The 21,597-nt window shown below is 62.5% G+C and carries 22 protein-coding genes; 7 read left to right on the forward strand and 15 right to left on the reverse strand.

What is annotated here, in order from left to right; translation table 11 throughout:
* Positions 1-2 precede the first annotated feature (2 nt).
* Genes arsJ through C1J04_RS08700 form a run of 3 tightly spaced genes read right to left on the reverse strand, consistent with a single transcriptional unit; the run spans position 3 to position 3,100 of the window.
* Entirely contained in the window at positions 3-1,256 is a 1,254-nt protein-coding gene (gene arsJ, locus C1J04_RS08690; RefSeq protein ID WP_009826821.1) for an organoarsenical effux MFS transporter ArsJ, read from the reverse strand.
* Positions 1,253-2,251 (reverse strand): ArsJ-associated glyceraldehyde-3-phosphate dehydrogenase, encoded by a 999-nt coding sequence (locus C1J04_RS08695; protein WP_009826822.1) that lies wholly within the window; start codon positions 2,249-2,251, stop codon positions 1,253-1,255. Before C1J04_RS08695 ends, arsJ begins: the two co-directional genes overlap by 4 nt.
* 6 nt (positions 2,252-2,257) lie before the next feature.
* Complete coding sequence (locus tag C1J04_RS08700) at positions 2,258-3,100, reverse strand: arsenate reductase/protein-tyrosine-phosphatase family protein (RefSeq protein ID WP_009826823.1); 843 nt, start codon at positions 3,098-3,100, stop codon at positions 2,258-2,260.
* 195 nt (positions 3,101-3,295) lie between these two features.
* Here C1J04_RS08700 and C1J04_RS08705 point away from each other — a divergent pair, with 195 nt between their 5' ends.
* The gene (locus C1J04_RS08705; RefSeq protein WP_009826825.1) at positions 3,296-4,099 is read left to right on the forward strand and encodes a thioesterase family protein; all 804 of its coding nucleotides are present in this window, start codon (positions 3,296-3,298) and stop codon (positions 4,097-4,099) included.
* 76 nt (positions 4,100-4,175) lie between these two features.
* Here the strand turns inward: C1J04_RS08705 and bioB are convergent, their stop codons facing one another.
* The 9 genes from bioB to osmF all read right to left on the reverse strand — a co-directional run bounded on the left by bioB (position 4,176) and on the right by osmF (position 11,907).
* Complete coding sequence (gene bioB, locus C1J04_RS08710; RefSeq protein ID WP_009826826.1) at positions 4,176-5,159, reverse strand: biotin synthase BioB; 984 nt, start codon at positions 5,157-5,159, stop codon at positions 4,176-4,178.
* On the reverse strand, positions 5,156-5,713 hold the full coding sequence (locus C1J04_RS08715) for a biotin transporter BioY (RefSeq protein WP_005853098.1): 558 nt from the start codon (positions 5,711-5,713) through the stop codon (positions 5,156-5,158). The genes bioB and C1J04_RS08715 overlap by 4 nt, the downstream gene beginning before the upstream one ends.
* 83 nt (positions 5,714-5,796) lie before the next feature.
* The gene (locus C1J04_RS08720; RefSeq protein WP_083779643.1) at positions 5,797-6,465 is read right to left on the reverse strand and encodes a GntR family transcriptional regulator; all 669 of its coding nucleotides are present in this window, start codon (positions 6,463-6,465) and stop codon (positions 5,797-5,799) included.
* A gap of 45 nt (positions 6,466-6,510) precedes the next feature.
* Positions 6,511-7,434 carry a nickel/cobalt transporter gene (locus C1J04_RS08725; RefSeq protein ID WP_114865334.1) on the reverse strand — a complete coding sequence of 308 codons (924 nt, stop codon included), beginning with the start codon at positions 7,432-7,434 and terminating at the stop codon, positions 6,511-6,513.
* Positions 7,419-8,069, reverse strand: a complete 651-nt coding sequence (locus C1J04_RS08730) for a DUF1007 family protein (RefSeq protein WP_009826829.1) — start codon at positions 8,067-8,069, stop codon at positions 7,419-7,421. The genes C1J04_RS08725 and C1J04_RS08730 overlap by 16 nt, the downstream gene beginning before the upstream one ends.
* Positions 8,070-8,145: 76 nt before the next feature.
* Positions 8,146-8,880, reverse strand: a complete 735-nt coding sequence (locus C1J04_RS08735; RefSeq protein ID WP_009826830.1) for an ABC transporter permease — start codon at positions 8,878-8,880, stop codon at positions 8,146-8,148.
* On the reverse strand, positions 8,877-9,812 hold the full coding sequence (locus C1J04_RS08740; protein WP_009826831.1) for an ABC transporter ATP-binding protein: 936 nt from the start codon (positions 9,810-9,812) through the stop codon (positions 8,877-8,879). Before C1J04_RS08740 ends, C1J04_RS08735 begins: the two co-directional genes overlap by 4 nt.
* A complete protein-coding gene (locus C1J04_RS08745; RefSeq protein ID WP_009826832.1) occupies positions 9,809-10,981 on the reverse strand; it encodes an ABC transporter permease in 1,173 nt (390 codons plus the stop codon). The genes C1J04_RS08740 and C1J04_RS08745 overlap by 4 nt, the downstream gene beginning before the upstream one ends.
* A gap of 11 nt (positions 10,982-10,992) precedes the next feature.
* On the reverse strand, positions 10,993-11,907 hold the full coding sequence (gene osmF / locus C1J04_RS08750) for a glycine betaine ABC transporter substrate-binding protein OsmF (protein ID WP_009826833.1): 915 nt from the start codon (positions 11,905-11,907) through the stop codon (positions 10,993-10,995).
* Between the two features lie 208 nt (positions 11,908-12,115).
* Here osmF and ampC point away from each other — a divergent pair, with 208 nt between their 5' ends.
* On the forward strand, positions 12,116-13,282 hold the full coding sequence (gene ampC / locus C1J04_RS08755; protein WP_009826834.1) for a class C beta-lactamase: 1,167 nt from the start codon (positions 12,116-12,118) through the stop codon (positions 13,280-13,282).
* A gap of 33 nt (positions 13,283-13,315) precedes the next feature.
* Here ampC and C1J04_RS08760 read toward each other — a convergent pair whose 3' ends face one another.
* Both C1J04_RS08760 and ftrA read right to left on the reverse strand, forming a co-directional pair.
* Positions 13,316-14,476 carry an amidohydrolase gene (locus C1J04_RS08760; RefSeq protein ID WP_009826835.1) on the reverse strand — a complete coding sequence of 387 codons (1,161 nt, stop codon included), beginning with the start codon at positions 14,474-14,476 and terminating at the stop codon, positions 13,316-13,318.
* A 124-nt stretch (positions 14,477-14,600) separates the two neighbouring features.
* A complete protein-coding gene (ftrA, locus tag C1J04_RS08765; protein WP_254655173.1) occupies positions 14,601-15,575 on the reverse strand; it encodes a transcriptional regulator FtrA in 975 nt (324 codons plus the stop codon).
* 97 nt (positions 15,576-15,672) lie between these two features.
* On the opposite strand from ftrA, the gene C1J04_RS08770 reads away from it, so the two are divergent.
* Positions 15,673-16,062 carry a nuclear transport factor 2 family protein gene (locus C1J04_RS08770; RefSeq protein WP_009826837.1) on the forward strand — a complete coding sequence of 130 codons (390 nt, stop codon included), beginning with the start codon at positions 15,673-15,675 and terminating at the stop codon, positions 16,060-16,062.
* A 54-nt stretch (positions 16,063-16,116) separates the two neighbouring features.
* On the forward strand, positions 16,117-16,497 hold the full coding sequence (locus tag C1J04_RS08775) for a VOC family protein (protein WP_009826838.1): 381 nt from the start codon (positions 16,117-16,119) through the stop codon (positions 16,495-16,497).
* 60 nt (positions 16,498-16,557) lie between these two features.
* Here the strand turns inward: C1J04_RS08775 and C1J04_RS08780 are convergent, their stop codons facing one another.
* On the reverse strand, positions 16,558-17,103 hold the full coding sequence (locus tag C1J04_RS08780; protein WP_009826839.1) for a YaeQ family protein: 546 nt from the start codon (positions 17,101-17,103) through the stop codon (positions 16,558-16,560).
* 323 nt (positions 17,104-17,426) lie between these two features.
* Between C1J04_RS08780 and C1J04_RS08785 the strand changes: the two genes are divergently transcribed.
* The 3 genes from C1J04_RS08785 to C1J04_RS19330 all read left to right on the forward strand — a co-directional run bounded on the left by C1J04_RS08785 (position 17,427) and on the right by C1J04_RS19330 (position 21,371).
* A complete protein-coding gene (locus tag C1J04_RS08785) occupies positions 17,427-17,897 on the forward strand; it encodes a (2Fe-2S)-binding protein (protein WP_009826840.1) in 471 nt (156 codons plus the stop codon).
* Positions 17,890-20,202, forward strand: a complete 2,313-nt coding sequence (locus C1J04_RS08790; RefSeq protein WP_037954379.1) for a xanthine dehydrogenase family protein molybdopterin-binding subunit — start codon at positions 17,890-17,892, stop codon at positions 20,200-20,202. The genes C1J04_RS08785 and C1J04_RS08790 overlap by 8 nt, the downstream gene beginning before the upstream one ends.
* Positions 20,203-20,957: 755 nt before the next feature.
* Entirely contained in the window at positions 20,958-21,371 is a 414-nt protein-coding gene (locus C1J04_RS19330) for a hypothetical protein (protein WP_156775805.1), read from the forward strand.
* Positions 21,372-21,597: the final 226 nt, after the last annotated feature.

Raw genomic sequence — 21,597 nt, forward strand, 5'->3', positions numbered from 1 at the left:
GTTCATGACGTTTGCGAGGGGCGCAGCTGTGCCGTCCCCAAGGCGCTTAGCGCCAGCATCAGCGCCGCGGTGCCAAGGCAAAGCGCCAGCCCCCCCAGTTGATAGGTGAAGCCTGACAAAAGCGTGCCTACCAACCGACCGGCCGCGTTGGACATATAGTAGAACCCCACATCCATCGTGACCCGCTTTGCATCGGTAAAGCTGAGGATCAGATAGGAATGAAGCGCCGAATTCACCGCGAAAATCGCACCGAACACCAGCAAACCGAGGACAATCGTGACCGTCAACGCGGGGGATGGCGCAGGCGTGATCCAGACCAGCGCGGCCAGCAGGGCAGGCACGACGACCAGCGCAAGGTTCCAGTGGCGGGCCTGCGCGAGCGTGTCGCCCTCGGTCCGGCCTGTGGCCCGCAGTATCTTCGGGGCCCAGCTTTGCACGGCCCCATAGAGGATCGTCCACACCGCCATAAAGCTGCCGATCATAAAGAAAGCCTCCCGCTTGCTTTCCACGCTGCCATCGGAGAGCACGGCGTAGAAATAGATCGGGATGCCCACGACAAACCAAACGTCGCGCGCCCCGAAAAGGAACAGCCGCGCGGCGCTGAGCCAGTTGATATTGCGGTTTTTGGACAGGACTTCGGTGAACTTGGCATCCTTGCGCCCCACCGGCAGGCCCGCGGGCATGCCGATGACGACGCCGATCAGGATCACAAACAGGATCGCCGCCATCACCAACGTCGACGGCACAAACCCCAGCAGCGCCAGCATCCCCGCTCCCAGCAGAAAGCCAGCGCCCTTGACCGCGTTTTTTGATCCGGTCAGCAGTGCGACCCAGCGGAACAAGCCGCCCCCCGTGGTGGGGGCCAGCAGCTTGACCGCGGATTTAGAGCTCATCTTGGCCAAATCCTTGGCCACGCCCGACAGCCCTTGCACCAGCATGACAAAGACGACCGAGGCGGCGACGCTCCATGCCGGATCAAGCTGTGTCAACGCCAGCAGCGCGACCACTTGCAACGACAGCCCCGCATAGAGCGTCGAGGTCAGCCCGAAGCGCGCCGCGATCCAGCCCGCCGACAGGTTGGTGACCACGCCCGCGATCTCGTAGAGCACGAACAGATAGGCCAGCTGTACCGGAGAGAAGCCGAGCGTATGAAAATGCAGCAGCACCAGCATCCGCAACGCGCCATCGGTCAGCATAAAGGCCCAATAGGCGGCGGTGACAGTGATATAGGCGGTAAAACCGGCAGGGCGTGTCACAGCTTGCCGCCCACCATCAGCGCCACATCCACCAGACGGTGCGCATAGCCCATTTCATTGTCATACCACGCATAGACTTTGACCTGCGTGCCATTCACCACCATCGTCGATGGCGCATCCACGATCCCGCTGCGGGTGTCATTGGTGTAATCCGACGACACAAGCGGGCGTTCCTCAAAGCCCAGAATGCCCTTTAACGGCCCCTCGGCGGCGGTTTTGAATAGGGCGTTGACCTCTTCCACACTCGTCTCACGCTCCACCTCGAACACACAATCGGTGATCGACGCATTCAGCAGGGGCACCCGCACGGCGTGGCCGTTCAGCTTGCCGGTCAGTTCCGGATAGATCAACGTGATCGCCGTGGCGGACCCTGTGGTGGTGGGGATCAGGTTGGTCAGCGCCGATCGGGCGCGGCGCATGTCCTTGGCGGGGCGGTCCACGATGGTTTGCGTGTTGGTCACGTCATGGATCGTGGTGATCGACCCGTGTTTGATCCCGATCCCTTCCAGCAGGACTTTGACGACGGGGGCGAGGCAGTTGGTGGTGCAGCTCGCCGCGGTGACGATGCTGTGCGCGGCTGGATCATAGCTGTCGTCGTTCACGCCATAGACGATATTCGCCGTCGGCCCGTCCTTGACGGGGGCAGAGACAACAACCTTTTTCACGCCCGCCTCGAAATAGGGGGCAAGCTTGGCCTCTGTCTTGAACGCACCGGTGCAGTCGATCACCACATCCACCCCCTCCAGCGGCAGATCTGTGATCGATTTGGTGCTGGTCACGGGGATACGCGTGCCGTCGATGGTGATCGCATGTTCCTCTGCGCTGAAGGTCGCAGGCCAGCGCCCGTGGACGGAATCAAATTCGAGCAGATGGGCGTGCATCTCGGGGTCGCCAACGGCATCGTTGATAAAGGCGATCTTGGCCCCCTGTTCCAGCAAGGGCCGCAGGGCGAGTTTTCCGATGCGGCCAAGGCCGTTCAAAGCATAGGTTGTCATGGTGGTTTATCCTGTGGTCACTGGGTCGGCCCCGATGGCATCGACCCGTTTTTGCAAGGCAGCGCGGTCCAGCGCGTCGAAAGGCAGGGCGGTAAAGGCCAGCAGCCGGTTGTGCAGCGCGCCATATGTCTGTTGGAAGGCCAGCCGGCGTTCCGCTTCTGTCCCTTCGGCTTTGACGGGATCGGGCATGCCCCAATGCCCCGACACGGGCTGGCCGGGCCAGGTGGGACATTCCTCGTTTGCGGCGTGGTCACAGACGGTAAAGACGAAATCCATCTGCGGCGCATCGGCGGTTTGGAATTCAGAGATATGTTTGGACCGCAGCGCATCGATGCTGTGGCCCTTGGCTTGCAGCATCTCGACCGCAAGGGGGTTAAGCTCGGACCGCGGCAGGGTGCCCGCGGAATAGGCGGTGAACCGGTCGCCCGCCATGTCACGCAGGATCGTCTCTGCAAAGATGGAGCGGGCGGAGTTGCCGGTACACACGAAAAGCACGTTGAATTTTGTCTGGGTCATCATCTGCGTCCTGTTAATGAGGTCAGAGAACGGGGGCGGGCAGAGATCAGCGCGCCCCCGACAACAATCCACGAACAACCCCGATACGACCTCGCCCGCCGCATCAAGGTTGATGGTGTACAAGAGCCGCGTCCCGTCGCGCCGCTGCGAGATCAGCCCGACTTGCGTCAGCGCCGACAGATATACCGACGCCGTGCTGGATTTCAGCGCCAGCACCTGCGTGATTTCCCCCGCAGGCAAGGCATCCGGATAGCGCCGCATCAGCAGGCGAAACACGGCCAGCCGCTGCGGGTGGCTAAGGGTGGCGAGTCGATCTGTGAGTAGTGATTTCATATTTCATGAATATGTGAAATACAAATTAGACGTCAACACCTCTATTCGATCCCGCCAAAGGTTTTTTGCCGCGGGGGTGCGTTTTGGGTGACGTGGCGTTTCAGGGGCAGGGTGTCTTGCGCGCCCTTGGCTTTGCGGGCATCGATTGGGCTACAGCGCGCCCGCGCGCGGTGACAGACGTATAAAGGACCCGACATGACAGATGTGACCCTAGCCGAGGTATTGGCCACAGCAGAGCAGGACGGCACCGCGCCGCGCTATCAGGTGCCAGAGAACTGGGCGCAGGGGCGTACGGCCTTTGGCGGATTTACCGGCGCCTTGCTGGTCAACGCGGCCCGTCGGGACCGCCCCGATCTGCCCGCGCTGCGGTCGGCGCTGATCAACTTTACCGCGCCCGTGTCGCAGCCGCCCACGATCCATGCAGAGGTGCTGCGCGAAGGGCGCAATATCACCACCATCGCCACCCGCGCTGAAATCGACGGCAAGGTCGCGGCAACGGGCACGTTTTCTTTCGGTCATGCGCAGGAAAGCCAGTTGAGCGTCGGCCATACCGCGCCCGCCGCCCCCCAAGGGCCGGACGACACGCCCTCTTATTTCCCGCCTGCGCTGAAACACCCGCCGGTGCGGTTCTTTGTCAACTTCGAGGTCAAGCTGATCGAGGGCAGCCTGCCGTTCTCCGGTGCGGATCGCGGCTATGTCCGGATTTGGGCGCGGCACCGTGATCCGGCGATGTGGGGGACGCTTGAGGGGCTGATAGCCATTGGCGACGTGCTGCCCCCTGCGGCCTTCCCGATGATGACGCGACCGGGGCCGAATTCATCAATGAACTGGATCATCAACCTGCTGTCCGATCACGCCAATACCCGCGACGGCTGGTATATGATGGAGACGCAGCTGACCGCCGGCAACGGCGGTTACAGCTCTCAGGTGATGCGGGTCTGGAATACGGATGGGGATATGGTCGCAGACGGCATGCAGTCGGTGATTATCTTCGCCTGACGCCACGCTGTCGTCCGATACGATAAGCCCGGCCCGAGGATATCAGGCCGGGCTTTTGCACGTGTAAGGGGCGGATCTACTGCGCCGCGATCTTGGCCGATCTGGACGCGGGCTTGGCCGGTGCCACATGCATGCCGAGCCGTTGCAGAAGGTCGTTGTCCTTCCACGTGGCGGGGTTTTCGGTGGTCAGCAACTGGTTACCCACAAAGATCGAATTCGCACCCGCCAGAAAGCACAGCGATTGCAGCTCGTCGCTCATCCCCGTGCGGCCTGCGGAGAGACGCACGACCGAGGCGGGCATCAGGATACGCGCCAAGGCCACCAGCCGGACCAGCGCAAAAGGGTCGACCTTTTCGGATTTCCCCTGCACCGGCACCCCTTTGACCGCGTTCCACAGGTTCACCGGCACACTGTCTGGGTGGCTGGGCAGCGTGGCGAGGGTGACCAGCATGCTGATCCGGTCCGCTTCTGCCTCGCCCATCCCAAGGATACCGCCGCAGCAGACCTTGATCCCGCCCTTGCGCACATGTTCCACCGTTTCAAGGCGGTCTTCCATCGTGCGGGTCGAGGCGATCTCGGCGTAATACTCGGGCGAGGTATCGATGTTGTGGTTGTAGAAATCGAGCCCGGCCTCCTTGAGCTTGGTCACCTGCTCGGGCGACAGCATCCCCAGCGTCATGCAGGTTTCGAGCCCCAGATCGGCCACGCCGCGCACCATATCGGTCAGCTTGTCCATGTCGCGGTCCTTGGGGCTGCGCCATGCAGCCCCCATGCAGAACCGCTGCGCGCCCGCATCCTTGGCACGTTTGGCGGCGGCGATGACCTCCTGCGCGCCCATCAGTTTGGTCGCTTTGACGCCGGTGTCGTAATGCGCCGATTGCGAACAATAGCCGCAATCCTCGGGGCAGCCGCCGGTTTTGATGCTCAGCAAGCTGGCGGTTTCGATCGCCGTGGGGTCGAAATGCGCACGGTGCAGCGTTTGCGCCTGATGGATCAGATCGGGGAAGGGCAGCGCGTGGATCGCTGCCGCTTCGTCAAGGGTCCAGTCTGTACGGATCATTGATCACGCCCTTTCAGCCGCGACAGGCCCGACAATAGTGTTGCCACCAGCAGCACCTTGACCACATCGCCCAGCAAGAAGGGGGTCAGCCCTGCGGCCAGCAGCTTGGGTGCGGGCACGAACAGCGCCAGCCACGCCAGACCACCGGCATAGACCACGGTCAGCCCCGCCAGCATCGCCAGCACGCGCCCGATCCAGCCGCGCCCCATCGCCAGCCAGCCGGTCAGACCCGCCGCCACAAGATAGCCCAGCAGATAGCCGCCCGTCGGCCCGACCATATAGCTGAGCCCGATGCCGCGTTCAGGCGTGCCGGAGAACACCGGAAGCCCCGCTGCACCGGCCCCAAGATAGGCCGCCATCGCCGCCAGCCCCAGACGCGGGCCAAGGGTGAGGGCGACAAGAAAGACCGACAGCGTGTGCAGGGTCATGGGCACGGGCCAGAACGGGATCTGGACCTTGGCCCCCAGCGTGATCAGCGCGGCACCGGCCAGCGCGAGGCCAAGCCCCTGCGCGAAGGACGGGTTACGGGGTAAGGATGTAATCGCAAGTGCCATCTGGTTTCCTCCGAGTGATAGCTTTCAAGGTCTATCCCAGTAGGACGAAGGATGCGGCGTCTGGCAATTCAGATTATAGATAATTATCTGAAAAACTCGGAAGTGCCTGAACCGCTTTGGTTTTTAAGGGTGCGACTGCGCTTGCCGATCCACCCCACGTGGCGCGAGAGCGTGGTGCAGGCCAGATCCATCTGACCTTTACGCAGCGCGTCGAGGATCAGGCGGTGGTCGTGATCGGTGCGGGCTTCCCAATTTGTCCGCCATGCCCGCAGAATGAACCGCGCGCTTGCCGCTTGCAGGTCGTCAATCGACCGCATCAGCCGCGGCATCTGGCAGGGTTCAAGAATTAATCTGTGAAAACAGCGGTTTGCCTCTTCCCATTCATGTACATTCTGGGCGCTGTCGCCTTGCAGGTTGGCCTTGTGGGCTTTGGCCAGGATATCGGGCGTCAGGTTTGGGGCGGCGTGCCGCAGGGCGAGCGCTTCGAGGCTGGCGCGCATTTCCGCGACTTCCCGCAGCTCTGCCATATCGAAGAAAGTGACGCGAAATCCGCGTCTTGGCAGGCTTTCTGCAAGTGATTGTGTCTCTAGCAGGCGGAAGGCTTCGCGCACAGGCACATGGCTTGCGCCAAACTCCTGCGCGATGTGGTCTTGCCGCAACCGTGCGCCCGGTGCCAACTGCCCCGAGATGATGCGGTCGGCCAATATGCGCGCAATCCGGGCAGAGTGGGTCTCTGATCTAGGTTGGGTCATGGATTATAGATAGTTTTGACCGTCTCGCTTGTCGAGCGGGTAAACTCAGATCGCCCGCAGCAGCAATCCGCCCGCCAACAGGGCCACACCAAGCCCCGAGGCAAGCTCGATCAGGGCGGCGATCTGGGCTGCACGGGGGGTGCTCGCCCATCCGGCGAGCACGCCGCCGCGCAACGCGCCGGCCCCCAGACCCACGGCGATGGTGATGGTCGCGGTGCCAAAGGCCATCGCGAAAGCACCGGCAATCCCGACGCCTGCGATCCCCATCTGAAGCGTGATGATCAACACGAACAACGCCCCCGTACAGGGCCGCACCGCGATAGATCCGATCAGCAGCAGCGTCTCGCGCAGGGTGGTTGCCTGTCGAACCTGTTCAGCGGTGGGGCCATGCGCATGGCCACAGGTGGCGCAGATACCTTCATGGTCGTGATGATGGTCATGGTGGTGATGGTGGTGATGATCTTGCGGCGCGGGAAGCGTCGCGCGGAAATGGCGCAGGCCCCGCCAGAACAGCCACAGCCCGACACAGGCAATCGCGCCATAGCTCACCGGAGCCATAATCGCCTCTGACAGCGAAATCATACGCTCGCGCCCCAAGTGAAACAGGCTCACGCCGGTATAGACCAGAGCCACCGCCGTCACGGCCTGACCCAGCGACGACAGCAGCGCAATCACCGACAGGCGCAGCATCGGCACAGCCTTGGCCGCGCCATAGCCGCCGATCAACACCTTGCCGTGACCGGGGCCTGCGGCATGCACCACGCCATAGGCGAAACAGGCGGAAAGCAGGGCGGTTACCGCCTCTGGCTGGCCTGCACGCACGGCGCGCAGCGAGAGGGCGATGCTGTTTTGAAACGCGCGTTGATGCGCCGCAGCCCATTGCGCCAGCCGGTCAAAGCCGCCGGTCCACCACAGCGCGGCAAGGGCGATGACCACGCTCAAGGCAATCACGGTCAGGGCGCGGCGCAAGATACATTCACCGTCGGGGCCATTTGCGCGCCGATATCCGGCAGACCCGCGTCGGAAGGATCGGTCTGGGCATCAAGCTGGGCGAGCTGTTGTTGCAGCGCCTCCATCGTGGCGGTGACATCGGGCATGGCGACACGGGCGCGACAGGTCGGCGCGTGCGTGGTGTCTATTGCGGTCGTGATATCATAGGCGGTGTAATAGGTCGCATCATAGGGTTTGATCGTGATCGCTGTCCCCGCGGGCACTGCGGTTTCCAGCGCACGGGTATGCATTGTGGTGATCTGTCCGTTGTCGAACTGCGTCGCAATCTCGGTCGGGCCGGACAGCGCGATGGTGTTCGCCTCGGCGCTGAGGACCAGATCGCCGTTGAACCCGTCGACCCACTGCATGTCAAAGCCGTTCAGCGTCGCAAGCTCCGTTTCCGTGAGCGCCCCATCGCCGTCGGCATCAAGGCCCATATCCTCGGTCACCAGCAAGGAATAGAGCGCGTCATACTGCCAGGTCACCCGCACATGGGTCAGTTGCCCTTGATCGTCGGCGACAAGCGAGAGCTGCGTGTCGATAAACACATGGGGGTGCGCGGCCAGCGGCGCGGCCCAGAGGGTGAGGACAAAGGGGGCAAGCTGTCGGATCATAGGGGTGTGATACAAGTCTTGGACAGGGGGCGCAATTGCGGGGGCGGCGGATCGGCGCGCTTCCACTCGGCGCGGTTTACCCCCCCATGCGTCGGCTCAGGTAACGTTCAAGCTGGGCCATCGCGTCATAGATCAGCACCGCAAAAAGGCCCACGATCAACCCGCCTTGCAGCACATAGGCGGTATTGTTGGTCAGCAGCCCGGCGATGATGACTTCGCCCAGGGTGCGTGCGGCAACGGTGGAGCCGATGGTGGCGGTGCCAAGGGCGATGACGACGGACAGGCGGATGCCGGTCAGGATCACGGGCAGGGCGAGGGGAAGCTCCACCCGCCACAGGCGTTGCCAGCGGTTCAGCCCCATGCCGCGTGCGGCCTCCATCGTGGCGGGGGGCAGGGTCGACAGGGCGGTGATCGCGTTCTCGAAGATCGGGAGCAGCCCATAGAGAAACAGCGCCACCAGCGTCGGCCCCGCCCCGAACCCCAAGGCAGGCACGGCAAGCGCCAGCACCGCGACGGGGGGAAAGGTCTGGCCGATGTTGGTGATCGTGCGCGACAGCGGCAGGAAGGACGCGCCCACAGGACGGGTGACAAAGATCGCCAACGTCACCGCCACCAGCGTCGCCGCGACAGAGGCAAGGGCCACCAGCCCCAAATGGCTGAGCGAGAGCGAGAGCAAAGAGCTGCGCGCGTAAATGACCGGTCCGCCCGCCGGGGCCAGCGGCGCAAAGAGCGGCGCGAACCAATCGGGCTGTAGGACCAGAGCGAGCAGCAGCGCCAGCAAACCGGCGCGTAGCAGGTTGCCCGCTGTCATGCGTGCACCTCGGCGCGGGTGCGGATCGCGTCCAGCGTCACGCGGCCGATGATCTTGCCCTTATCGGTGATCGGCACGGCGCTGCGCCCTGTCCACAGGCAGGCCGACAGCGCGTCGCGCAGATTTGCCTCGCGGGGCAGGGGCGTACCGCTGGCAGGACCGTCCTCCATCACCTCAGCCAGTGGCGTCAGGGAAAGCAGCCGCAGCGGGCGTTCGACATCGCCCACCATATCGGCCACAAAATCTGTTGCGGGGTGGGTGATGATCTCTGCCGGGGTGGCATGTTGCACCAGCTTGCCGCCATCCATCACCGCCACGCGGTCGCCCAGACGAATGGCTTCCTCCATATCATGGGTCACGAGGATGATGGTGGAGCCGAGCGCCTGCTGGATGCGGCGCAGATCTTCTTGCGCGCGGGTGCGGATGATCGGGTCAAGCGCGCCAAAGGGTTCATCCATCAGGATCAGATCAGGGCGCGAGGCGAGGGCCCGTGCTACGCCGACCCGTTGTTGTTGCCCGCCCGACAGTTCAGAGGGGTAGCGGTGGCGGAACTCTGGCGGTGCCATCGAGAAGAGATCAAGCAGTTCGTCCACGCGGGCGTCGATCTTGTCGCGGGTCCAGCCCAGCAATTGCGGCACCGCGCCGATATTGCGCGCGACCGTGTGATGCGGGAACAGCCCGTGCCCCTGAATGGCATATCCGATCCGCCGCCGCAGGATATGCGGTTTGACGTCGAGGGTTGATTGCCCGTTGATCCGCACCTCTCCCGAGGTGGGCTCTTCCAGCCGGTTGATCAGCCGCAAAAGCGTTGTCTTGCCCGAGCCGGAGGTGCCCACGATAACGGTGATCGTGCCGGTATCAATGGTCATCGACACGCCATCGACGGCGCGGGCGCTGTCGTAGATCTTGGTGATATTGTCGATCTCTATCATGGGGTCTCCTTGGGGAGGCGGCGGGTCAGGTCGACCAGAATATCCATCACGATAGCCGCCGTCAGGGCCAGCGCGACCGTGGGCAGCGCGCCCAGCAGGATCAGGTCTGTCGCGGTCTGGTTCAGCCCTTGGAACACGAATGTGCCAAAGCCGCCGCCGCCGATCAGCCCCGCGATGACCGCCAGACCGATGTTCTGGACCAGCACGATGCGCAGGCCGGTCAGGATCACGGGGAGGCCGATGGGCAGTTCCACGCGCCACAGGCGTTGCGCCGCTGTCATGCCTATTCCGCGCGCGGCGTTCAGGGCTTGCGGCGGAGTGGCGGCTAGACCGGCCACGGTGTTCCCCACGACGGGCAGCAGCGAATAGAGCACCAGTGCGACAAAGGCCGGTGCAAATCCGATGCCCGCGATGCCAATGCTGCGCGCACCGGGCACGGTGGCACCGACCCAGCCCAGCAGGGGGATCATCAGCCCGAACATGGCGAGCGAGGGGATGGTTTGCAGAAAGCTCAGCACCGGCAGGATCGCGCTGCGCAGCGCGGGTTTGCGGTGGCTCAGAACGCCGATGGGAAAGCCGATCAGCCCCGCCATGCCAAGCGACCCGAAGGCCAGCCACAGGTGACGCGTCGTCTCGGACGCGAAGGCGTCACGGCGCGCGGCAAATTCCTGCATCACCGACAGCGGTGCCAGCGCGCCAGAGCCGAGCACGACGGTCATGGCACCCACCACCGCTGCCAGCAACAGTGCGCGCTGAAAGGGCCCCGGTTTCATCACGGTGATCGCATCGGCCATGAGCAAGGCAAAGATCACCAGCAAGCACCAGAACCCCGCCGCCGGAGAGACCCTTGCGTAATCGCCCGCGCCCTCCAGCAGCGCTGGCGCGCCTTGGACGAGCAGCCACAGCAACCCCGCCAGCCCCACAAGCGGCCCCGCCAGACGCAGTCCCACGTGTCTTGCAGGCAGGCCTAACGCCAGCCCCGCCACGATCGCTGCCAATCCGGGGATCGTCTGCGATACGGGGACCACCGCCCAGATCGGCACCGCGTCCCCCGCCACGATACGGTTTGCGGCCAGCGTCATAAAGGGGGCCAGCATCGCTGCGGCCCCCAGAACGGCAAACAGAACCCCCGGCGCGGATAGCCGCGCCCGAGAGGTCTGCAAGGACATCGTGCCCCGGATCAGTCCAGCACCCCGGCTTGGGTGAGGTAATCACGGGCCACGGCCTCTGCCGGTTCACCGCCGACCTGAATCCGCCCGTTGAGCTTTTGCAGCGTCGCCATATCCAACCCCTCGAAAATGGGGTTCAGCACCTCGGGGATCGACGGGTATTCGGCCAGCACCTCGGCGCGGACGATGGGGGCGGGCTCGTAGACGGGCTGCACGCCCTTGTCATCCTCCATCACCACCAGACCTGTGGCACCGACACCGCCGTCGGTGCCATAGACCATCGCGGCGTTCACACCCGATGTGCCGCGTGCGGCGGCCTGGATCGTGGCCGCTGTATCGCCGCCGGACAGGATCACCGTCTGGTCCGCGTTCAGTTCAAACCCGTAGGTGTCCTGCATCGCGGGCAGCACCGCGGGGGAGGACACAAACTCGGTCGAGGCCGCGAGCTTGACCGTGCCGCCCTGCGCGACCCATGCGCCGAAATCGGACATGGTGGTCAGGTTGTTGTCTTGCGCCACGGGGCCGGTCACCGCGATGGCCCATGTGTTATTGGCAGGGGCTGAGGTCAGCCATGTGACATCGTTTTGCGCGGCGTCCAGCTCGGCCGCGCGGGCGTGTGCGGCTTCGGCGTCTTTCCACACGTCGCTGTCTGCTTCGTTAAAGAAGAAGGCCGCGTTGCCGGTGTATTCGGGGTAAATGTCGATCTGGCCGGACAGCAGCGCCTCGCGGACAACCTGCGTGCCGCCCAGTTGCAGGCGGCGTTCGACGGGCAGGCCCGCGTCCTCGAGCGCAAGGGCGATGACGTTGCCCAACAGCCCGCCTTCTGTGTCGATCTTGGACGAGACAGTGATGTCGGCGGCCGCGGCCGAGGCGAGTGCTACGGTAAGGGTCGCGGCGGATACGGTGATACGAAGGGAATTTTTCATGAGATGCAGGCTCCTTGGCGTAAAAAGTGACTGGTTTGCACAACTTGGGGATCAAGGTAGCGGGCAAAGCCGGGAAGCCAAGGGAAATTACTGTGAAAGCGGCAAGCGGCGGGGCACGCATCGGTCCCTCCGCGCATTTTCGCATTTGTGCGTTGAAGGCGTGCCGCTTAATGACGTCGGCAACACCCATGAATAGGTCGAAGCAGATATGAAATCCCCCAACCTCGCGCTGGCAGTCGTGCTGTCGGTCCCCTTCGCTCTTCCCGCGTCGCTGTTCGCACAAAGCGCCACGAGCGAGCAGATTGTCGAGATCGCAGGTGCCAGCTTTGCGCCGGTAATCGAGCAGTATCGAATCCCCGGATTGGTCGTGGGCATCACCTGGCAGGGGCAGCACAGCTTCTATGCGACGGGTGTGGCGGCGCGCAAAGGCAATCTCGCGGCGACGCCGGATACGATCTTTGAGCTCGGGTCGATCAGCAAGATTTTCACCGCGACGTTGGCCGCATTGGCAGAAGACCGCGGTATGCTTGATCTGAATGCGCCGGTGTCGGACAGCATACCCCAGCTTGAGGGGGCCGCTTTCGGCGCGATAAGGCTGGTTGATCTATCCACCCATGTCACCGGTGGCTTGCCGCTTCAGGTTCCCGGCGAGGTGGGCAATGTGCCCGAGCTGATCCGCTGGCTAGAGAGCTGGCAACCGCCGCAACCGGGGACACGCAGCTATTCCAACGTCAGCATCGGCTTGCTGGGGCATATCACGGCACAGACCATGGGTATGTCCTTTGCCCAAGCGGCTGAGGATGTGCTGTTTCCCGCGATGGGGCTTGGCAGCACCTATGTCGACGTGCCGGATGACGCGATGGATCGCTATGCCTTTGGCTATGACCGCAAGACGGATGCGCCCATTCGCGTTAACCCCGGCGTGTTGGCAGATGAAGCCTATGGGGTGAAATCGACCGCCCGTGATATGCTGCGCCTGCTGGATCTGGAGCTGGGCCGCGGCGGGGCAGATCCCGCGCTGACCGCAGCGCTTGAACGCACACGGCAGGGGCAGGCAGAGACGGCCTATTACACCCAAGACATGATATGGGAACAGTACCCTTGGCCTGTCGATGTCGCCAGGATGGAGGCGGGCAACGGTTATGACTTTATCCTGTCGCCCCAGCCCGCGACCCGCCTGACCCCACCGTTGCCGCCGCAGCGCGATGTGATCCTGAACAAGACCGGCGCGACCAACGGGTTCGGCGGCTATGTCGCGCTACTGCCGGGGCAAGACCTTGGGATCGTTGTGCTTGCCAATCGCAACTACCCGAACGAGGCGCGGGTCCGTGCGACCTATGCGCTGATCACCGATTTGCTGGCGACGCAGGACTAGCGGGCTTGGGCGGCGCGTTCAGAAGGGGGCGGGTTACGCCGTCCCCAGAAGATCTCGGGCGATGCGGTCAAAGATCCCGCTGCCGATGGGGATAAGGTCATCGGGGAAGTCATAGTCGGGGTTGTGCAAGGCCGCGTGATCCTCCCCCGGCCCGAGACACAGCATCGCGGCTTTGGCCCCCCAGCCGAATACGCCGAAATCCTCAGAGGCGCGCATGGGAACGTTTTCCTCGCCAAAGGGCACGCCGATCGCCTCCATCGCTTTGGTCGCTACGGCATAGGCGTCTGCGTCGTTGATCGAAGCGGCGAAATGGTCATGCACCTCGAAAGAGACGCCAAGACCGTAGTCAGCTGCAATCGTTGATGCGAGATCGCGCGCGGCGGCCTCAAGGCTTTCCAGCCCCGCATCGCCGGCGGTGCGCAGGGTGGCAAACACCTCTGCCGCGCCGGGCGCGATGCCGAAAGTCGGCTCTCCTATAGTGGCGTGGGTGACGGTGACCAGCCGGAAGTCGTCGTTGCGCGGGCCGCCGTCGCCGTGGCCCAGATCATCCAGCGCGGGGATAAGCCGTGCCACCGCGAGCGCGGGCGATACCCCGTCTTGCGGGTCGGCGGCATGGGCCGTTTTCCCGCTGAGCTTGACCTTGAGCCCCATCGACGCGCAGTTGATCAGCCCCATGCGGGTGGAGACATAGCCGAATGGGCTGCCCGGTTCATTGTGGATCGCAAAGGCCCAATCCGGTTTGATCGCATCGAAAGCGGGATCGCTGACCACCGCTTTGGCCCCGCTGCCGTCCTCTTCTGCGGGTTGGAACATCAGCACCACGCGCCCCGTGGCTACCGGTTTGCGCGCGATCATGCGCCCCAAAGCCAGCAGCATCGTCATATGACCATCGTGGCCGCACACGTGGCTTTTGCCCGCGACCTCGGACAGCCAGTCGATATCGCTGTTGCGTTCTTCTATCGGCAGGGCGTCAAGCTCGGCGCGGAACAGGACCGTCGGGCCAGCCGTGCCGCTGTCAAACACCGCCGCGACGCCGTGCCCCCCAAGACCTGTCAGGATGCGGGTGGGCGACAGTGGCTTTAGCGCAATAGCGATGGTCTTTGCGGTCTCTACCTCTTCGCCAGAGACTTCGGGATGGCGGTGCAGCGCGCGGCGAAATTCGGTCAGTTCCACAAGATCACTATTGGTCAACATAAAACGCGACACCTTCTGCTTCGGGGTTTTTTGGTATGCTATGTCAAAGCCCTAGCAAACGCGACAGGTGCAGGGTAGCCGCGTTTGTGCAGAGGGTTCAGGAAACCGCGCGTAGGGGGCGGGGCTAGGCGGCAGCCCCGAACCTTTCGCGATACCGGATCGGAGGAACGCCCATCAGTTTGCGGAAATCGCGGCGAAAACTCTCGGCCGAGCCGAAGCCGCAGACGTCTGATATATCGGCCAGCGGGATGGCGCTGTTTTCCAGCAGTTCAGCGGCGCGGGACACCCGTTCAAGCTTGAGCCAGTTGAGAGGGGTGTCGCCTGTCTCTTCGCGGAACCGGCGGGCAAGCGTGCGCCCGCTGGTCGCGGCGGTTTGTGCCATACGCGCCATCGGCCAGTCCTCGTCAAGTGTGGCGCGGATCATATCCTGTAGCGCCGCAAGATCAGACCCCATCCGCGCCTTGGGCTCGGGGCGGGGCACGAACTGACGCTGCCCGCCATCGCGTTGTGCGGGAAGGACAAGCCGTCGGGCAACAGACGCAGCGACCTGCGCGCCGTGATCCTGACGAATGATATGCAGCCCCAGATCCAGCCCCGCCGCCGATCCGGCGGAGGTGAAAACCCTGTCGTCTTCCACGAATAACACATCAGGGTCCACGGATATGTCAGGGTAGCGCGCGGCCAGCTTATCGGTGTAGCGCCAATGGGTTGTGGCGCTTTTGCCTGTCAGCAGCCCCGCCGCGGCCAAGACAAAGACACCTGAACAGATCGACGCGATCCGCGCGCCTTGGGCATAGGCGTCTTGCAGGGCGGCGCATAGCGCGGGCGGGACAGGGGCATCGGCACCGCGCCAGCCGGGCACGATGATCAGACTGGCTTGCCGCAGCAGATCAAGATCGTCTTGCGCCTCGATCGTGATGCCGCCTGTGGCGCGGATCGGACCGGGTTCGGCCTTAACTGTCGCATAGCGGTACCAATCCGCGAACTCGGGTCGGGGCAGGGCGAAAAGCTCTACCGCGATGCCGAATTCGAAGGTGCACAGCCCGTCATAGGCAAGCGCACAGACCAAGGGGGCGTTTCGGGGCGCAATTTGGGACATTTTGGCAGAATCCGACCGAAGCTTGTCAATATAGCCAGTATCGCGGGTTTCGCACAAATGGCAATCTTGGATCAGCAACACATACCGGAGGTTTGACATGACCCTGCACCCTGACCTGCTGAGCGCGATAGAGACCTATTTTGACGCGATACACGAGTGTGACACCGACAAGCTGAATGCCGTGTTCCACCCGGACTCGAGCCTGTTTGACGGCGACAATGGGACGGTCTTTGTAGAGCCGATCGACAGTTTCAGCCGTGATGTCGGGGCCCGCGTCTCTCCTGCCAGCACCGGGCAACCGCGCGAGGCAGAGGTGTTGATGATCGACATGCTGTCGCCACTGAGTGCAACGGTGAAAATCCGCATCCGCGCCCATGACAATGTCTTCGTCGATCACCTTGGTTTCGTGAAGGGCGCGCAGGGGTGGCAGATTGTATCGAAGATCTGGCATCTTGAGCGGCGCATTGACGCGTCCAATGCGGTCTGAGCGGCGGGGCAATTCGATTTTACGACAACACCAAACATCTGAAAGGGATAGGAAATGACCAAGATGAATGCCGTAGGATGGTTCGATATCTATGTGGACGATCTTGATCGGGCGGTCGGGTTCTACGAAGCCATGCTCGACAACAAGCTGGAGCCGATGCCAGACCCGAGCGGTGAGATGCAGATGATGAGTTTCCCGACCGAGATGACAGCCTATGGCGCGGGGGGCGCGCTGACCAAAGCGCCTTATGCGGGGCCAGGGGTCGGGGGCACGATTGTCTATTTCATGGTCGAGGATTGCGCCACCCAAGAGAAACGCGCGACCAGCGCGGGCGGCAGTGTCGCGCAGCCGAAAACATCCATCGGTGAGTTTGGCTGGATCCTCGTGTGTCAGGATACAGAGGGCAATATGGTCGGCTTCCACTCCATGCAGTAACGGAACAACTATCGCTTAAATGCGCGCTGGCGAGGGGTCACCCCCTAAGCCAGTGGCGCGTCAGCCCGCGTCTTTCCACGTCTGGGGCGTCAGGTAGACGACGCTGTCATCGACGCTGACCATCACGTCACCGTCCTGAATATGCACGCCAAGCTTCATCGCGCGGCTGGCCAGCTTTGCCAGCGCCGCGGTGTCATGCTCTGCCAGATTGACGACCTCGAGCTTGTCGAAACGGGCGGTGCCGCTGCGGACCTTGTCCCACCAGACCTCTGCGGTTTTGCCGCCATAAGGATAGATCACGACCCGCGCGGATTTGTTGCAGGACTGCCGGATGATCTTTTCACTTGGCAGGCCGAGAGCCACCCAAACGTCGATCTCGTCGCTCAGGCTTTTTTGCCAGATATCGGGTTCATCATCGGTCGACAGGCCCTTTGTCATCTCAAGATGCTCATGCGCGTTCAGGGCAAAGGCCAGTAGGCGAACCATCAGACGTTCATCGGTTTCCGACGGGTGTTTGGCCACGGTCAGCTTGTGCGTCTCGTAGTAGTGGCGATCCATGTCCGAGACCGAAAGCTCGACTTTGTAGATCAGAGAATTTTGCGCCATGACGTTGCCGGACCCTTGATGACCGGACTGTCCTGTACAGTCTGGTGATGGGGGGCAGTACCTGCCGGCGACTGGATAAACAAGGCGAGACTGCGCTGTGGAAAATCATGCGTGTGTGAGGGGTGGCGAAATATTCTTTCGCCAAGCGTGCCTTCCGTGTAAGATCGTCAAACGCGTATCGCGCACGGACGTCTGACAATCCCGTGATCATCTTGGTCCAGACCTGTCAAAGGGTGCCATGAAACCTATGTTGACCAGTTCGAAACCACGCTGTTATACGCGCCCTCCGCCCTAGGCAAAAATTACCCAAGGACAACGACTTAATGATTGAATTCGAATTGAACGGACGGCAGGTCTCTGTCGACGCTGAGCCGGATACGCCCCTGCTGTGGGCGATCCGTGACGAGATCGGACTGACCGGCACCAAGTTCGGCTGTGGCATCGGTGCCTGTGGCGCATGTACCGTGCATATCGACGGGACGGCCACACGGTCCTGCATCACCTATCTTTCGGATGTCGAAGGTATGAAGGTCACCACCATCGAAGGGCTGGACGAAAACGGCAACCACCCTGTGCAAGAAGCGTGGCGGAACCTGCGCGTGCCCCAGTGCGGCTATTGCCAGTCGGGACAGATCATGCAGGCAGCGTCGCTGCTGAAAGACACGCCCAACCCCAGCGATGACGACATCGACGCGGTGATGACCGGCAACCTGTGCCGCTGCATGACCTATTCCCGAATCCGTCAAGCCGTGCGCGACGCCGCCACCGCTATGGGAGGCTCCGACAATGGCTAATTTGATTTCCCGCCTCACAGGCGCAGAGACGCAACCCCAGATGACCCGCCGTGGATTCCTTGTCTCTATGACGGCCGTTGGCGTTGCATTCGGCTTCCCGCAGGCATCGAACGCCGCAATGAACCCTGCGGTGCCGGATGGCACGCCGGTCACGCCCAATGGCGACACGTTCGAGCCGTCGATGTGGTACTGGATCGACGCCGACGGTCAGGTCAACGTCAACATCATCCGCGCCGAGATGGGCCAACACGTCGGCACCGCCATCGCGCGTATTCTGGCGGACGAGCTGGAAGTCGCATGGGAAAACGTACACATCACCCATGTCGATACAGCCGAGAAATGGGGCCTGATGGTCACCGGCGGCAGCTGGTCAATCTGGCAAAGCTGGCCTGTCTACCGTCAAGCGGGGGCCGCTGGCCGAACCGCCTTGATCGAAGCCGCAGCGGCCAAATGGGGTGTTGATGCCTCGGGTCTGACCGCACGCGACGGTGCGGTGACCGATGGCACGCAAACCATCAGCTATGGTGATCTGGTGGCCGAGGGTCTTGACCGCAGCTTCACCGAAGAAGAACTGGCAGCCCTGCCGCTGAAACCTCACGCTGACCTGCGCCTTGTGGGGCAGGACGTGCATCCGCTTGATCTGGATACGAAAACCACCGGTCAGGCGATCTATGGTCTGGATGCCAAGGTCGACGGGATGGTCTACGGCGTGCCGATGCTGCCCCCGACGCGCTATGGCTCCAAGGTGAATGCCGTGGACGATAGCGGTGCCAAGGACATCAAGGGTTACCTTGAAACCGTGGTGATCGACGACCCGTCGGGCACCGTGCCGGGTTGGGTTGTGGTGCTGGGCAAAACGCTGCACGCCGCGCGCACGGCGACCTACGAGATCAGCGTCGACTGGACCTCGGGCGAGACGGCGAATGTCTCGGAAGAGGATATTCAGGCGCGCTCGCGCGAGCTGATCCAGGGCGAGGAAGGGTCGATCCTGCACACAGAGCAGCCCGACACGACCGCTGCCTTTGATGCCGCCGCCGACATGCTCGAAGCCGAATACACCACGCAATCCGTGCTGCACTTCCAGATGGAGCCGGTGAACGCAACGGTCTTCCAGAACGCCGATGGTGTTTGGGAAACCCACGCGGGCAACCAGTGGCAATCGCTGATCCTACCCACGCTGGCCGCCGCATTGGAAGTGCCCGCCGATAAGATCGTGATGCGCAGCTATATGCTGGGTGGGGGCTTTGGCCGTCGCCTGAACGGTGACTATATCGTGCCCGCAGCGCTTGCCTCGAAAGCTGTCGGCAAGCCGGTCAAGCTGGTGTTCTCGCGCGAGGAAGACGCGCAGTTCGACAGCATCCGGTCGCCGTCCGTGCAAAAACTGCGCATGGCGTTCGATGATGCCAAATCGGTCACAGGTATGGAACACCACGCCGCAGCCGGTTGGCCGACGCAGGTGATGGCACCGGGTTTCATGCCTAAAGGTGTCAACGAAGAACCCTATGACCCCTTTGCCATCGATGGTGCCGATCACTGGTACACGGTGGGTGCGCATCAGGTGCGGGCGATCTCGAACGATTTGGCGAATGCGACCTTCCGTCCCGGTTGGCTGCGGTCTGTCGGACCGGGCTGGACCAACTTTGCTGTGGAAAGCTTCATGGATGAAGCGGCGCATAAAGTCGGTGCGGATCCGTTGCAGTTCCGTCTGGATCACCTGAAGGCCGAAGGTATCAACGCGGGCTCTGCGCCCAATGCGGTTGGTGGGGCATCGCGTCAGGCCGCTGTTTTGCAGCGCGTGGCAGAGATGTCGGGCTATGGCAGTGCAGAGCTGCCCGAGGGCACCGCAATCGGTATTGCCACCACCTATGGCCAGTCGCGCAGCATGCCGACCTGGACAGCGGCGGCGGTCAAGCTGGCGGTTGATCCTGATACGGGCGAGGTCGATGTCCAGAAGATGTGGCTGGCGTTTGACTGCGGCACTGTGGTGGACCCCGACGGGGCGCGCGCGCAATGCGAAGGTGCGGCGCTTTGGGGGCTGTCGATGGCGCTGCATGAAGGTACAAGGATCGAGAATGGCAACGTTATCGACCTGAACCTCGGGGCCTATACGCCGCTGCGTCTGGCCGATGTGCCCGAGCTTGAAATCGACTTTGTCGAAAGCACTGAAGTACCCGTTGGTCTGGGCGAGCCCGGCACCACCGTGATCGCACCGGCGATTGCGAATGCGATCTTCAACGCGACTGGCGCGCGCGTGCGTCACCTGCCGATCACCGGCGATGCTGTGCTTGCCGCGATGAAGTCCTAAAAACAGATCGGGCGGGCGCAGTCATCGCGCCCGCCCGTTCCGACAAACCAGGTGCCCGCGGCTGAACCCCATCCGTCCGGCACCGTTGCCCATATTTCCCGAAATTTGTTCGTTTTCCACCGCGCAGCGCCCCTGCGCATCGCGCCGTTCTGCGCAGCGTTTCGCGTGGGATTGGCACCCCATCAGCTAAAACGCAAAGGATGAACCAAGCAGCCCCCAGAACGCGAAAAGCGCCCCCGAAGGAGCGCTTTTTCGTTTGCCGCCAACCACCTAAGGGGAAGTTGGCTCCGACGGTAGGGACGGAAGCCAGCCAGTGAAATCAAAGACTTAGGGAGCGACTTCCCTGCGAATAACGGAAAGGTGCCACAGACGAGGCACACGTGCAAGTGCCTATATGTGTTAACTATTTGCTTGCGAATGCTGAGACCAGTTTTGCTGTCCAGGGCGACGCATGACTGGATTCCGGTAAATTCTTAAGAAGAATATCGCGCCTTAAATCAGACATCAGTAGGTGACCTCGAAGTAAGGTAGGGCCGTTTGCGGTTTCCGGATCTTGCGCGGACCTGTTCGTAAGGCCGCGCAGAACCGGGAACCTCAGACAGGCCAGTAGTAAACCAAATAGAAACTGTGCCGGACCGATGGATCGTGCTGCTGCTACAGCCAGTACGGTCTGGCCACTACGCCCCATTTGAAGGGAGGGAAGCGGGCATCTTGAAGGTGCCGAATTGGCGCAGCGCCACCACGGGACGAACCCCATGACCTATCACCAAGCCATCCGAGCCAACCACTGCCCAACACTGGACTACGTACGTAGCTTTTTGCGAGATAACGGCGTCAAGTTAGCTAAATCCATAGAACAGCTTGGCGGCCCAGGGGCACGCACAAAGGTAGTTCTATTATGTGAGGCCGTGAACCACTGCCGCCACCTCACTCGGGCGCAGTCTGCAGATCTGATGGAATTCCATCGGATCCTGACCCTCTTTTATGTCGGCGATCCGGACCGGATTGAGTCCGCGTTGTTCGCGACCATCGATCTGGAGTCACCTTTTGTCGATGACTGTTGCCTGCTTTCGGATGGTCTCTGGTCGCTTCTGCGCCTCATCGCAGAAAATGATCCGTTCACGCAGGCGCTGTGCCAAGAAGATGATGTCCTCTGCGATTTCGCATGACCTCCTCCCAGGATCGGCCCCGATTGGGCCGGCCCTCTTGAAGGAGCCCCGAGGTGGCGGCTCCGAAATAGCATCGAGCTATGGAGTACCGAAGAAATGCAGACCAACACGAGCATGAAAAACCTGGATGATATGACAGCAGAGGTCATAGGACTGGGTCGTCAGGCGGCAGATCGCGCCCTCGCCTGTCAACGGCGGAGTAAAATTCGGCCATTGTGGCGGAGCA

Origin of the sequence: Sulfitobacter sp. SK025, assembly GCF_003352105.1 — a bacterium.
Lineage (GTDB): Bacteria > Pseudomonadota > Alphaproteobacteria > Rhodobacterales > Rhodobacteraceae > Sulfitobacter > Sulfitobacter pontiacus.

What these genes read in the sequence shown, in the direction of transcription:
- C1J04_RS08695 (WP_009826822.1), bottom strand. Translation starts at nt 2,251, where the DNA reads ATGACAACCTATGCTTTGAACGGCCTTGGCCGCATCGGAAAACTCGCC.
- C1J04_RS08700 (WP_009826823.1), bottom strand. Translation starts at nt 3,100, where the DNA reads ATGAAATCACTACTCACAGATCGACTCGCCACCCTTAGCCACCCGCAG.
- C1J04_RS08705 (WP_009826825.1), top strand. Translation starts at nt 3,296, where the DNA reads ATGACAGATGTGACCCTAGCCGAGGTATTGGCCACAGCAGAGCAGGAC.
- bioB (WP_009826826.1), bottom strand. Translation starts at nt 5,159, where the DNA reads ATGATCCGTACAGACTGGACCCTTGACGAAGCGGCAGCGATCCACGCG.
- C1J04_RS08715 (WP_005853098.1), bottom strand. Translation starts at nt 5,713, where the DNA reads ATGGCACTTGCGATTACATCCTTACCCCGTAACCCGTCCTTCGCGCAG.
- C1J04_RS08720 (WP_083779643.1), bottom strand. Translation starts at nt 6,465, where the DNA reads ATGACCCAACCTAGATCAGAGACCCACTCTGCCCGGATTGCGCGCATA.
- C1J04_RS08730 (WP_009826829.1), bottom strand. Translation starts at nt 8,069, where the DNA reads ATGATCCGACAGCTTGCCCCCTTTGTCCTCACCCTCTGGGCCGCGCCG.
- C1J04_RS08735 (WP_009826830.1), bottom strand. Translation starts at nt 8,880, where the DNA reads ATGACAGCGGGCAACCTGCTACGCGCCGGTTTGCTGGCGCTGCTGCTC.
- C1J04_RS08740 (WP_009826831.1), bottom strand. Translation starts at nt 9,812, where the DNA reads ATGATAGAGATCGACAATATCACCAAGATCTACGACAGCGCCCGCGCC.
- C1J04_RS08745 (WP_009826832.1), bottom strand. Translation starts at nt 10,981, where the DNA reads ATGTCCTTGCAGACCTCTCGGGCGCGGCTATCCGCGCCGGGGGTTCTG.
- osmF (WP_009826833.1), bottom strand. Translation starts at nt 11,907, where the DNA reads ATGAAAAATTCCCTTCGTATCACCGTATCCGCCGCGACCCTTACCGTA.
- ampC (WP_009826834.1), top strand. Translation starts at nt 12,116, where the DNA reads ATGAAATCCCCCAACCTCGCGCTGGCAGTCGTGCTGTCGGTCCCCTTC.
- C1J04_RS08760 (WP_009826835.1), bottom strand. Translation starts at nt 14,476, where the DNA reads ATGTTGACCAATAGTGATCTTGTGGAACTGACCGAATTTCGCCGCGCG.
- ftrA (WP_254655173.1), bottom strand. Translation starts at nt 15,575, where the DNA reads ATGTCCCAAATTGCGCCCCGAAACGCCCCCTTGGTCTGTGCGCTTGCC.
- C1J04_RS08770 (WP_009826837.1), top strand. Translation starts at nt 15,673, where the DNA reads ATGACCCTGCACCCTGACCTGCTGAGCGCGATAGAGACCTATTTTGAC.
- C1J04_RS08775 (WP_009826838.1), top strand. Translation starts at nt 16,117, where the DNA reads ATGACCAAGATGAATGCCGTAGGATGGTTCGATATCTATGTGGACGAT.
- C1J04_RS08780 (WP_009826839.1), bottom strand. Translation starts at nt 17,103, where the DNA reads ATGGCGCAAAATTCTCTGATCTACAAAGTCGAGCTTTCGGTCTCGGAC.
- C1J04_RS08785 (WP_009826840.1), top strand. Translation starts at nt 17,427, where the DNA reads ATGATTGAATTCGAATTGAACGGACGGCAGGTCTCTGTCGACGCTGAG.
- C1J04_RS08790 (WP_037954379.1), top strand. Translation starts at nt 17,890, where the DNA reads ATGGCTAATTTGATTTCCCGCCTCACAGGCGCAGAGACGCAACCCCAG.
- C1J04_RS19330 (WP_156775805.1), top strand. Translation starts at nt 20,958, where the DNA reads ATGACCTATCACCAAGCCATCCGAGCCAACCACTGCCCAACACTGGAC.